12 protein-coding genes are annotated in these 12,031 nt (G+C 65.0%); 6 read left to right on the top strand and 6 right to left on the bottom strand.

The genetic code is table 11. From position 1 onward, the window contains the following. Positions 1–57: 57 nt before the first annotated feature. Positions 58–438 carry a HesB/IscA family protein gene (locus AB8841_RS20815; protein WP_370437705.1) on the top strand — a complete coding sequence of 127 codons (381 nt, stop codon included), beginning with the start codon at positions 58–60 and terminating at the stop codon, positions 436–438. A 5-nt stretch (positions 439–443) separates the two neighbouring features. Further along, on the top strand, positions 444–836 hold the full coding sequence (locus tag AB8841_RS20810) for a TfoX/Sxy family protein (protein WP_370437704.1): 393 nt from the start codon (positions 444–446) through the stop codon (positions 834–836). 436 nt (positions 837–1,272) lie between these two features. Here the strand turns inward: AB8841_RS20810 and AB8841_RS20805 are convergent, their stop codons facing one another. After that, entirely contained in the window at positions 1,273–2,793 is a 1,521-nt protein-coding gene (locus AB8841_RS20805) for a DEAD/DEAH box helicase (RefSeq protein WP_370437703.1), read from the bottom strand. 174 nt (positions 2,794–2,967) lie between these two features. Here AB8841_RS20805 and AB8841_RS20800 point away from each other — a divergent pair, with 174 nt between their 5' ends. Further along, positions 2,968–3,666, top strand: a complete 699-nt coding sequence (locus AB8841_RS20800; RefSeq protein WP_370437702.1) for an alpha/beta fold hydrolase — start codon at positions 2,968–2,970, stop codon at positions 3,664–3,666. 310 nt (positions 3,667–3,976) lie between these two features. Further along, positions 3,977–4,636 carry an outer membrane protein gene (locus AB8841_RS20795; protein ID WP_370437701.1) on the top strand — a complete coding sequence of 220 codons (660 nt, stop codon included), beginning with the start codon at positions 3,977–3,979 and terminating at the stop codon, positions 4,634–4,636. 103 nt (positions 4,637–4,739) lie between these two features. Here the strand turns inward: AB8841_RS20795 and AB8841_RS20790 are convergent, their stop codons facing one another. Together AB8841_RS20790 and AB8841_RS20785 are read right to left on the bottom strand one after the other, a co-directional pair. After that, the gene (locus AB8841_RS20790; RefSeq protein WP_370437700.1) at positions 4,740–5,084 is read right to left on the bottom strand and encodes a DUF1236 domain-containing protein; all 345 of its coding nucleotides are present in this window, start codon (positions 5,082–5,084) and stop codon (positions 4,740–4,742) included. Between the two features lie 390 nt (positions 5,085–5,474). Then, entirely contained in the window at positions 5,475–6,095 is a 621-nt protein-coding gene (locus tag AB8841_RS20785; RefSeq protein ID WP_370437699.1) for a LysE family translocator, read from the bottom strand. Between the two features lie 120 nt (positions 6,096–6,215). On the opposite strand from AB8841_RS20785, the gene AB8841_RS20780 reads away from it, so the two are divergent. Then, on the top strand, positions 6,216–6,926 hold the full coding sequence (locus tag AB8841_RS20780; RefSeq protein ID WP_370437698.1) for a helix-turn-helix transcriptional regulator: 711 nt from the start codon (positions 6,216–6,218) through the stop codon (positions 6,924–6,926). A gap of 137 nt (positions 6,927–7,063) precedes the next feature. Here AB8841_RS20780 and glnA read toward each other — a convergent pair whose 3' ends face one another. Next, positions 7,064–8,473 carry a type I glutamate--ammonia ligase gene (gene glnA, locus AB8841_RS20775; protein ID WP_370437697.1) on the bottom strand — a complete coding sequence of 470 codons (1,410 nt, stop codon included), beginning with the start codon at positions 8,471–8,473 and terminating at the stop codon, positions 7,064–7,066. 66 nt (positions 8,474–8,539) lie between these two features. Then, positions 8,540–8,878, bottom strand: coding sequence for a P-II family nitrogen regulator (locus tag AB8841_RS20770; RefSeq protein WP_009490961.1), 339 nt, complete (start codon positions 8,876–8,878; stop codon positions 8,540–8,542). A gap of 179 nt (positions 8,879–9,057) precedes the next feature. Between AB8841_RS20770 and AB8841_RS20765 the strand changes: the two genes are divergently transcribed. Further along, complete coding sequence (locus tag AB8841_RS20765) at positions 9,058–10,542, top strand: NAD(P)H-hydrate dehydratase (protein ID WP_370437696.1); 1,485 nt, start codon at positions 9,058–9,060, stop codon at positions 10,540–10,542. On the opposite strand, the gene AB8841_RS20760 is transcribed toward AB8841_RS20765, so the two are convergent. Then, positions 10,535–11,965 (bottom strand): multicopper oxidase family protein, encoded by a 1,431-nt coding sequence (locus tag AB8841_RS20760; RefSeq protein ID WP_370437695.1) that lies wholly within the window; start codon positions 11,963–11,965, stop codon positions 10,535–10,537. The two genes, AB8841_RS20765 and AB8841_RS20760, sit on opposite strands and share 8 nt — an antisense overlap. Positions 11,966–12,031: the final 66 nt, after the last annotated feature.

The following is a 12,031-nucleotide window of genomic DNA, read 5'->3' as shown; positions in this document are numbered from 1 at the left end:
GGACCATCGTACTCGTTCTGCCCGGGCCTTGAACCCGGCTGCCAGGAGAGAAGGCTTATGGCTCTACCCGGTTTCAAGGTCGTCACCTTGACGGACGCGGCGGCAAACCGCGTCAAGGACATCATCGGCAAGGCGGACCGGCCCATCGTGGGCGTCCGCGTGGGCGTGAAGAACGGCGGCTGCGCCGGCATGTCCTACACCATGGAATATGCGGAAAGCGTCAACCCGCTCGACGAAGTGGTCGAGGACAAGGGCGTGACCGTGCTGATCGACCCGAAAGCGGTGCTGTTCCTGCTCGGCACGGAGATGGATTTCCAGACGACCAGGATGTCGTCCCAGTTCGTGTTCAACAATCCCAACCAGACCTCGGCCTGCGGCTGCGGCGAATCCGTCGCGATCACGCCGGCGACGCCGCCCGCGCTCCATAGCGCGAGCTGAACCCGATGGATGCCGAGGCCGTCCGCGAGACGTTTCAGGCGTTCGGCCCGGTCGGTATCCGCCGCATGTTCGGCGGGCAGGGGATCTATCGCGAAGGGGTGATGTTCGCCCTCGAGAGCGGCGGCGAACTCTACCTGAAGGTCGACGACGAGAGCCTCGGCTTCTTCCGCGACCTCGGCTCGCGGGCTTTCAGCTACCGGATGAAGGACGGCCGGACGGGAGTCATGAGCTACTGGCTCATGCCGGAATCGGCCCTGGACGACCCCGACGAGGCAGCCCGCCTGGCCCGCATGGCGTTCGAAGCGGCCCTGCGGACGAAAGCGGCGGCTGCGAAGAAGGCGAAAAAGCCGTCTTCGCGTGCCGGGAAATCGAGAAAGAGCCCGGAACGCGCGCTTTAGCGCATCGTGCGGACCCGCCGGGCCGCGCGAGCGAAAAGTGGACCCGGTTTTTCGCACGATGCTCTAGAGCCTTTTCCGCAAAAGTGGATGCCGGTTTTGCGAAGAAAAGGCGTCTTTCTCAAACAACAAACGCCTTTTCCGTGAACCGAAGTTCATGGAAAAGGCTCTAGAGCAAATTGCATTCTGACGGGATCAGAATGCTTGCTCTTTCTCTTTGGTGAAGCATCGTTTTTCGCGAAGAACCGGTTCCCACTTCTTCGCACGATGCTCTAGGGGCGCAGTAGTTCCCAAGACGTGGCTGGCCGGGACGAGCCCGGCCATAACGATGAATGGTTACGGCATCAGGCGTGAAATCGAACCCGTATCCGATACTGTCAGTCGACGGACTTGAGCATCTTTTCACGCAAAACCGGCGCCCGCTTCTGCGTCCGATGCTCTAGGACTTCTTGATCGTGACCGGCCGCATGAGGAAGGCCGGCACGTGGTCGCCCAGTCCCTTGACCGGCACATCGTCATCGTCGCGGTGCGAACGGCCCTGGTTCCCACCCTGGCTTCCCCTGCCGGAGGAGCGTTCCCTCTCGGGGCGCTCCCTCTCCGGGCGCTCTCTTTCTGGACGGGCTCTCTCCTGGCGCTCCCTCTCGGGGCGCGACCGGCGCGCGGACGGCTCCTGGCGAGGAGCCGCTTCCCGCGCGGGCGCGGCTTCGTCCCTCGTCTCGTCGTCACCGGTCCGCTGCCGGCCGCCGGAGCGAACCTTGACCTTGCGGCCGCGGGAACTGCGCTCCTCGCCACGGCCGCCGCGGCGGGACGATCCTTCGGAAGGCGGCAGTTCGGCCACGGTCGGGCCATCCCATTCGATCGTGGTGCCGATCAGCTTTTCGATCGCGGCCAGGGACTTCTCGTCGCCTGGGCTGACGAGCGTGAACGCATGACCGGCGCGACCGGCGCGGCCCGTGCGGCCGATGCGGTGGACGTAATCCTCGGCATGGTGGGGCACGTCGTAATTGAACACATGGCTCACGATGGGAATGTCGAGGCCGCGGGCCGCCACGTCGCTCGCCACCAGAATGGGCATCTCGCCGGTTCGGAAACTGTCGAGGGCTGCCATGCGGGCATGCTGATCCATATCGCCATGGAGGGCCACGGCCCCGAAGCCGTGCTTCTGCAGCGAGCGGTGAAGCACCGCCACATCGCGCTTCCGGTTGCAGAACACGATGGCGTTCTGCAGGTCGGTCGCGTTGCGGATCAGGCGGCGCAGCGTGTCGCGCTTCTCCCAATCCTGCCGGCCCGTCGCCACGAGGCGCTGGGTGATCGTCGCCGCCGCGGTGGCCGCGCGCGCGACCTCGACCTTGACCGGATTGTGCAGGAAGGCATCCGCGAGGCGCTGGATTTCCGGCGGCATGGTCGCCGAGAAGAACAGGGTCTGGCGCGTGAACGGCACGAGCTTCACGATGCGCTCGATATCCGGGATGAAGCCCATGTCGAGCATGCGGTCGGCCTCGTCGATGACGAGAAGCTCGACGCCGGTCAGCAGGAGCTTGCCGCGCTCGAAATGGTCGAGCAGGCGGCCGGGCGTGGCGATCAGCACGTCGACGCCGCGGGTGATCTTGGCGTCCTGGTCCCCGAAGGACACGCCGCCGATCAGCAGAGCCACGGAAAGCTTGTGGTTGATGCCGTACTTGTCGAAATTGTCCTCGACCTGGGCGGCCAGCTCGCGGGTGGGCTCGAGGATCAGCGTCCGCGGCATGCGGGCCCGGGCGCGGCCGTGCTCGAGCAGCGTGAGCATCGGCAACGTGAAGGCTGCCGTCTTGCCCGTGCCGGTCTGGGCGATGCCGAGAACGTCCTTGCGGGCGAGCACATGAGGAATGGCCTGAGCCTGAATGGGCGTCGGCTCGGTGTATCCGGCAGCGGCAACAGCCTGTTGAACTTTATCGCTAAGTCCGAGTTCGGCGAAGGACATGAATCTCTATACCGTTGGGGTAGGATGCGCTGACAGTGCCGGCCGCGCTCTACGGCAACAAACAGGCGCGAGACTGGTTTCACCTGAGGTTCTTGCTCAAGTAAAAGGTGTGGCGGGACCATAGGACAAGCTATGGGCTTGTCAATACAAGCAAACTTGCACGGGAGCGAAGAAATGGCCGAAACATTGGTTCTGATTCCGGGTTTGGCCTGCACGGCGCGCCTGTTCGACGCCCAGATCGCCGCCTTGTCCGGACGCAGGAACGTTGTCGTCGCCGACCATAAGCAAGATGATTCGATTCCTGCAATAGCCGCGCGGCTTCTGAAGGATGCCCCGCAACGCTTCGCCCTCGCCGGGCTCTCCATGGGCGGATACGTGGCCATGGAGGTCATGCGCCAGGCGCCCGAACGGATCGAGCGTCTCGCGCTCCTCGACACCAGCGCCCGACCGGATACGCCCGAAGCGAGCCGGGATCGCGAGCAGTTCATCGTCCTGGCCCAGGCGGGGCGCTTCGAGGAAATCGATTCAAAGCTCTGGCCGCGCCTGGTGCATCCCGACCACCGGAACGATCGGGACCTCCGGGCGATCGTGTCCGGAATGTTGCGCGAGACCGGGGCGGAGGCTTTCGGCAGGCAGCAGCGCGCGATCATGAACCGGGCGGATTCCCGGCCCCTGCTGCCCGGAATCGAAATCCCGACCCTGATTCTCGTCGGGGAGGGCGATGCCATCACGCCTCCCGAGATCGCCCGCGAGATGGCCGACATGATCGAATGGGCCTCTCTCGTCATCGTGCCGGGGGCAGGGCACCTGTCCAGCCTGGAGCAGCCCGAGAGGGTCGCGCACGCCATGCGGATGTGGCTCGAAGAGGGCTGAGAGGCCTGCCGGAAAAGTGCTCTTTTCCTGCATGGTCAATGATTTCTTACCGCCTCGGGCGCCTGTGCCCGAGGCTGCTCGTCCCTCGTCCCATCGTCATATAGTCCTTTGTTGACAACGCTTTACGTCCAGGGCGGGAGCTCCGCCCGCTGGAGTTCGGCCAGTCACGGGTCCCGTCGATGCGGCCGTGCGTCCAGATGCGGGCGCCAAGGATCGCGAGGTTTGTCCACTGTTGCGCAAAAGTGACAGACGGCGAGCCTGCCCTCGACTAGAAGCGAGGCCATAGCGTTCTTCGCGAATGGATAAATCAATGAAAAAGATTCTTCTCTCCTCGGTTGCTCTTCTCGGCCTCACCGCTGGCGCGATGGCTGCCGACCTCCCGTCCCGCCGCGCTCCGGCTCCGATCGTGGCTGCCGTTCCGGTCTTCACCTGGACCGGTTTCTACGTCGGTGTGAACGCCGGCGTCGGCTTCAACAACGGCGATGACGATCTCGTGTTCGGCGGCGACACCATCCTCGCCGACAGCGACAACGACGCGAGCTTCGTGGGCGGCGCTCAGGTCGGCTACAACTACCAGATGGGCTCCTTCGTGGTCGGCGTGGAAGGCGACCTGCAGTGGGCCGATTTCGGCAGCACCACCTACGACTTCACCGGTCTTGGCGGCGGCCTGATCACCCGTGATTCGGGCGACTGGTTCGGCACGGTTCGCGGCCGCGTCGGCGTCGCGTTCGACCGCGCTCTGATCTACGCCACCGGCGGCTGGGCGTTCGCGGACAACCGCAACGGCTGGACGGTCGGCGGCGGCATCGAGTACGCCATCACCAACAACCTCTCGGCCAAGCTCGAAGGCCTGTACGTGAAGCTCAACAGCGACGACTTCACGGTCCCGGGCGTTGGCACGGTCAGCACCGGCGACACCGATTTCGGTGTGGTTCGCGCCGGCCTGAACTACCGCTTCGGCACCTACTAAGATCCGTCGCATCCGCGACAGAAAAGGCCCGGGGAAACCCGGGCCTTTTTGTTTGCCTGCGGCGATGCCGTCCGTTGCCGGACGGCATCGCGATGCGAGACGCTTACTGGACGATGGTCACGACCTTGCGGGTCTTGGGATCCACAAAGACGACGTCGTTATTGTAGACGAAATAGCTGTAGCCCTTCACGGACGGGATGTCGGACACGATGGTGTCGGGAACCGTCTGCAACTCGACGGTGCCAGGAACCGTCGCGCCCACGGTCACCTTCTCCTTCACGGTCACGGGCTTCGTCGAGCCGAGGCGCTCATGGATGATGGTGCGCTTTTCCGGCGCGATGGTGATGGAGCCGGTGGTCTCCGTGGTCGTCACGGCCGTCTGGGCGCTGGCCGGAACAGCGGCCAAAAGGCCGAAAGCGGCCGCAACTGCGATCATAGCGCTCTTCATGGTTCTCTACTCCTCTAAAGCCATCAGGGTGTTCTTGAGACACGCGCATCGTGCGAAAAAGCGGACTCGGCTTTTCGCGTTCGATGCTCTCAAGGACGCGGCCAGTCGATAAGGCCGCTCCGGGCTGGGTAACTCCGAAAGGCGAGGATACGTTCCTGATTCGAGACCGCTTTTCCTAGGTAGCGCCGCCATATTCCTCTGCGTGCGGCAAATAAGCCGGGCATCGGGAGTGTCCGGCAGGAAGGCGCGGCATCCGCCGGTTCCGCACGATGCGCTAGAGCATCGGACGTGAAAAGTGGAATCCACTTTTGGGATCCAATCCGATGCTCCACTCCTAGAGAAGCGCATCGTTGCGAGCGGAAAACCGGATCCACTTTTCCGCACGATGGGCTAGCGCAGGGCCGTGGCGATCGCGATGCCGATGAGCAGGATTCCGGCGAGGCGGCTGATCATTGCGGTGGCGCGTGGGCTGGAGACCAGGAGTTCCCGGCCGCGTCCCGCCGCCATGGCGAGCCCGCCATAGATCGCGAACTGCATCGCGATCGTCATAAGTCCCATCACCAGGGCCTGCAGCCAGATCGGCCCGTAATGGGGCAGCAGGAACTGCGGATAGACCGCGAGCACGAAGAGATAGGCTTTCGGATTGAGAAGGCATGTGACGGCGCCCTGCCGGAAGGCCACCCACAGGGATCGCGGTTTCGCCGCTCCGACATCGCCGATCGTGATCGAGCTGCGCAGAAGCGTCAGGCCGATCCAGGTCATGTAGGCCGCGCCGGCATAGAGCAGGGCGCTCAGGATCGCCGGCGACAGGCGCGCGATCAGCCCGACGCCGAGCGCGCCGAAGATCGTGTGCGCCGCCCCTCCCGTCATGATGCCCGCCGTCGCCGCGAGGCCGGCCCTGCGCCCGCCCGTCAGGGCATTGGCGAGGACGAAGAGCATGTCCATGCCCGGAACGATGATGATGCCCAGAAGAAGCGTGAGAAAGAGCCCGAGATTCGCGCTATACGTCATGTCAGTTGCCCTCAGCCGTGCCGATGACGGATCCGACATTGATCGTTGTTTATCAATCCGATGAGCCTTGAGGGTCGGCATCTCTACTGACAGCGTTGTGTCAGTTGAAAGGAAGGCCAGATGCGGAAAGCCTCCCGGCTGTTCGAGATCATCCAGATCCTGCGGATCGCGGACGAACCGGTGACGGCGGCGCGGATCGCCCGAACTCTGGGTGTGACGGCGCGGTCGATCTACCGGGATATCGGGGCGCTGCAGGCCATGAATGTTCCGATTCAAGGCGGGCGCGGCATCGGGTACATGCTGCGCGCCGGGTTCGATCTGCCGCCGCTCATGTTCTCCATCGAGGAAACGGAGGCCATCGTGCTGGCCCTCGCGCTCCTGGAGCGCACCGGCGATGCCGCCCTCGAGCAATCGGCGAAAAGGATCAGCCAGAAGATCGCCGCAGCCGTTCCTCCGCCGCTCCGCCAGGCTCTTGCCGCCGATACCCTTCACGCCTGGGGAGCCGCAGCCCGGACGGGCTCGGGCATCGACCTCGCGGTGGTGAGAGCTGCGATCCGGGACGAGAGGAAGCTCGCGATCGCCTATCGCGATGAGCAGGGGCGGCGGACCGAAAGGACGATCCGTCCCATCGCGCTCATCTATTACCCGGAGGCCGCCAACATCGTCGCGTGGTGCGAGTTGCGTGAGGATCTGCGCCACTTCCGTGCGGACCGCGTGGAGAGCGGAGCGCCCGTGGAGGTCTTCTTCAAGGGTGAAGGGGATGCGCTGAGGCGCCGATGGGTTTCCAGTTGGGCCGTCGACCGGAGCGTTGCGGAAACAGGCGCCGCGTGATCCTGGAGGGCCGGGCATGACGAGAACGATGCCGCCACTGTAGGACAGCAATTCGCACCCACAAAAAAAGCCGGAGCCACGAGGGCTCCGGCAGGAAGGCTGCGGTGAAAAATGCAGCCGGGAGGAAACGGGTCCCGTCAGACGGAATAGTACATCTGGAACTCGACCGGGTGCGGGGTCATCTCGAAGCGGGCGACCTCCGTCATCTTCAGCTCGATATAGCTGTCGATGAAGTCGTCCGTGAAGACGCCGCCGGCCTTGAGGAAGGCGCGGTCCTTGTCGACGCTGGCGAGGGCTTCGCGCAGGGAGCCGCAGACCGTCGGGATCTTCTTGAGTTCCTTCGGGGGCAGGTCGTAGAGATCCTTGTCCATCGCCTGGCCGGGATCGATCTTGTTCAGGATGCCGTCGAGGCCCGCCATCATGATCGCCGTGAAAGCGAGATAGGGGTTGGCGGTCGGATCGGGGAAGCGGATCTCGACCCGCTTGGCCTTCGGAGAGGTGGTCCACGGAATGCGGCAGGATGCCGAACGGTTGCGCGCCGAGTAGGCGAGCAGGACCGGAGCCTCATAGCCCGGGACGAGACGCTTGTAGGAGTTCGTCGACGGGTTGGTGAAGGCGTTGAGCGCCTTGGCGTGCTTGATGATGCCGCCGATGTACCACAGGCATTCCTGGCTCAGATCGGCATATTTATTGCCGGCGAAGATAGGCTTGCCGTCCTTCCAAAGGGACTGGTGCACGTGCATGCCCGAGCCGTTGTCGCCGTAGACCGGCTTCGGCATGAAGGTGGCCGTCTTGCCGTAGGACTGGGCGACGTTGTGGATGCAGTACTTGTAGATCTGCATCTCGTCGGCGGTGCGGACGAGCGTGTTGAACTTCGTGCCGAGTTCGTGCTGGGCGGAGGCCACCTCGTGGTGGTGCTTCTCGACCGTCACGCCCATGGACTTCATGGCCGCCAGCATTTCGCCGCGCATGTCCTGGGCCGAATCCAGCGGGGGAACCGGGAAGTAGCCGCCCTTGATCGGGATGCGGTGACCGAGGTTGCCGCCTTCATAGGCCGTGTCGCCGTTGGTCGGAAGTTCCGACGCGTCGAGCCTGAAGCCGGTATTGTAGGGGTCGGCCATGAACTTCACGTCGTCGAACACGAAGAACTCGGCCTCGGGGCCGACATAGACCGTATCGGCGATGCCGGTGGAGCGAAGATAGGCCTCGGCCTTCTTGGCGATGCCGCGCGGATCGCGGTTATAGGGCTCGCCCGTGGCGGGCTCGAGAATATCGCAGTTGATCGTCAGGGTGGAGGCCGAGAAGAACGGGTCCATCTGCGCCGTCGTCGGATCGGGCATGAGGGTCATGTCGGACTCGTTGATCGCCTTCCAGCCGGCGATGGAGGAGCCGTCGAACATGATGCCGTCGGCGAACATTTCCTCGTCGACCATCGAGACGTCGAAGGTCACGTGCTGCCACTTGCCGCGCGGATCCGTGAAACGGAAGTCGACGTACTTCACGTCGTTATCTTTGATCGCCTTGAGCACATCCTTGGCGGTCTGCATGGTGCTGGTCCTCTTCTGCCCTTAAGATAGTCCTCGGCCTTGAAGCCTCGGCTTGAGTTGGCGCGTTTAGATCGCGTCGGATCCGGTCTCGCCCGTACGGATGCGGACGGCCTCTTCGACCGTCGACACGAAAATCTTTCCGTCTCCGATGCGCCCGGTCTGGGCCGCCTTGCGGATGGCCTCGATGGCGCTTTCGGCCATGTCGTCGTTCAGGACGATCTCGAGCTTCACCTTGGGCAGAAAGTCGACGACGTATTCCGCTCCGCGATACAGCTCGGTATGGCCCTTCTGACGGCCGAAACCCTTCGCTTCGATGACCGTGATGCCCTGGAGCCCGACTTCCTGGAGGGCTTCTTTGACTTCATCGAGCTTGAAAGGTTTGATGATGGCTTCGATTTTCTTCATCGGATAACCGTTTCGGTTCGGGACTTGCCGCTTTTAGCACCAGCACAGGGCGCCTTCCATGGATTCAACGATTCAAATCGGGCGCAATTGCATCTCCGGGGGGCAGTTCTTGCTCAAAGTTTGTGCATGTGCGGCTTTCATCGGCAAAGGGTCTTTATCCGGCAATTTCGAGGGTCCGAATGCCTCCTGAACTCATCCTCACGCCCCCGGACATGAAACAAGCGGATGCCCGGACCATCGAGTCTGGGATTTCCGGTATCGAACTCATGCGGCGAGCGGGCCGCGCCGTCGCCCGGGCGGCAGCGGAGATGCTCACGAAAGAGGCGCGCGTGATCGTCGCCGCGGGCCCCGGCCAGAACGGGGGTGACGGCTTTATCGTCGCGACGCTCCTGGCCGAGCAGGGCCATCGGGTCTCGCTCGGCCTGCTCGGAAGCGTCGAGCGGCTCTCGGGCGATGCCGCCCTCGCGGCAAAGGATTGGCAGGGGCGTATCGAGCCGGTCGAGACCCTGCCGTTCTCCGAGGCCGACCTGATCGTCGACGCGCTGTTCGGCACGGGGCTTGCGCGGGATCTCGACGGTGCGGCCCATCTCGCGGTCGACCGCATGAACGCCTCCGGCAGACCCGTCCTCGCCGTCGACCTGCCCTCGGGGCTGGACGGCGCGACGGGCCGGGTGCGGGGCATCGCGGCCAGGGCGGTCCGGACGGTGACCTTCGCGGCCCGCAAGCCCTGTCACGTCCTGATGCCGGGCCGGACCTTCTGCGGGCGCGTGGAGGTGGCCGATATCGGCATCGGCCGGGAGATCCTCCAGGCGGTCGGCGGGAGGCTTTTCGCGAATGCTCCCGCGCTGTGGCTCCACAAGCTGCCCCGGCCCGAGCTCGGCTCCCATAAATACGACCGGGGCCACACCCTCGTTCTTTCGGGCGGCGCGACGCGGACGGGCGCGGCGCGGCTGGCGGCCCGGGCGGCCTTGCGGATCGGGTCGGGCCTCGTCACGGTGGCTTCGCCCCCGGAGGCTCTCGGGGTCAACGCGGCCCATCTCACCGCCGTCATGCTGCGGGGCTGCGACGGTCCGGAGGGGCTCCATCACATCCTCCAGGACCGGCGGCTGAACGCCCTGGTGCTCGGGCCCGCCCTCGGGGTCCATTCCGGCACCCGCGCCATGGTGGCGGTGGCGGCCCAGGCCCGCCGCAGCCTCGTGCTGGATGCGGATGCGCTGACATCCTTCGAAGGGCTCGCCACGGAGCTTCATCAGGCTTTCCGCCATGCGCCGACGGTGCTGACGCCCCATGACGGCGAGTTCAGCCGTCTGTTCAAGGATCACCCGGATCTCCTCGATCCGGACTCGAAAATCGAGCGGGCGCGTCGCGCCGCCCTCTACACGGGCGCGGTCGTGGTGCTCAAGGGGCCGGACACGGTCATCGCGGCGCCGGACGGACGCGTGGCCGTCAACGAAAACGGCACGCCTTATCTCGGCACGGCTGGATCGGGCGACACCTTGAGCGGAATTATCGCGGGCCTCATGGCCCAGGGGTTGCCTGCCTTCGAGGCCGCTTCCGCGGGCGTCTGGATCCACGCGGAAGCGGGCGCGAGCTTCGGGCCGGGACTGATCGCCGAGGATCTGGCCGAACTCATTCCGGGGGTCCTGCGCGGCCTTCTCAACTGACCTCGATCCAGGTCCACAGGCCCGCATCGAACCGCTCCATGACCGTCGAGGCGAGGAGCCACTTGCCGGGATTGTCGGCCACGAAGGCGATCCGGACCGTCTTGTTCTCCGGGACCTGCACCGTGTCGAGCCAATAGGGCTCCCAGCCGTCGTCGAGCGCGTGCAGAAGCCGGAACGCGTGCCCGTGCAGGTGCAGGGGCTGGACGTAGCCGGTCTCGTTCCTGAGCGCCAGGACCACGGGCGTCCCGCGACCGACCTTCACGAGCGGCGGATTCGACGGCTGGCCCTGGGCTCCGTTGACGGCCCAGGGGGCATCGGGGCGTCTCGGGTCTCCCGTGATCGCCACGTCCTTGCGGGCGGCGCTCTGGAGCCTGATGGCCTCCGGGAGCCTCGGATTGGCCGGCAGGGGAGCGACCGGACGCAAGGGCTCGCGCCTGTCGCCCGCCGCGACGATCTCCAGGAGCGGGAATCCGTTGCCGATCAGGGCGCTCACGGTCCCGGCAGAGCCGGTCTCCCGCGGCAGGTCGACGAGCAGGTCGTAACGGTTTCCGGGCGCGAAGGGCAGGGACGCCTTCAGGGGCTCGAAGGTGCTGGAGGGCTGCCCGTCGACGGCGATCACGCAGGCGTTCAGTCCTTCGAGGCCGAGCCGCATGATCCGGGCGTTGCAGGCATTGGCGAGCCGGAGGCGGACGCGCCCGCCGGGCGCGGCCTCGATCCGCTGTGGAGCGGGTTTGCCATTGGCGGTCAGGACGCTGCCCAGCCGTCCTGCGGGAGCGGGATCTCCGAGAGCAAGACTCCCGTCGTCCGCAAGGGCCCAGTCGTCCACGAGCAGGGCAATATCCTGATCGACCTCAGGAGGGTTGGTTTCCTCGACGACCAGCAGACCCGACAGGCCCCGCTCCATAGGCTCGGCGCTCTTGCCCAGGATGCAGGGGCGGATCAGGAAGGTGCCGGGGTCGGGAGGGGTAAAGAGATAATCAAAGCGCTGGCCTGGCCAAACAGGTTCTTGCGTGAATACGCCTCTGCCATCGGCGCTGTTGCGGAGAGCGTGAAACGAGAACCCTCCTACGCCATCCATGTCATTCGGTCCTCGGACGCCGTGAAAATGCAGGGACAGGGGCTGGGGTGCTTCGTTGATGAGGGACAGCCGCACCTCTGCTCCATGCTTGATCCTGAAGGCAGGCGCCAATCGGCCGTTGAAGGTCCAGAGGTCGGCCTCCCGGGACGCGTCGGGCAGCAGGCGCATCTTTCGAGGCTTGGCGGTGACGTTCCAGCCGGGGCCGTTGCCCTTCTGGCCCTCGATCGCCGGAGAGGGCTGCGAGCCTTGGGCCGTTCCTTGGGCCGCTCCTTGCGCCGTCGCCCGCCCGGTCAGCCCGATCAGGGTCGTGGCAAGGCCCCCGATGGCGGCGCGGCGAGTGATCATGCAGGAGGGCTCACGACAGGGTTCGGGAGGTTACAGAGTACCTTCTTAAACGAAAATGGCCAAGTT

Source organism: Microvirga sp. TS319 (assembly GCF_041276405.1).
Classification (GTDB): domain Bacteria; phylum Pseudomonadota; class Alphaproteobacteria; order Rhizobiales; family Beijerinckiaceae; genus Microvirga.
Note: the sequence above shows the minus strand (reverse complement) of the source record. Positions and strands in the feature narration are given on the sequence as shown.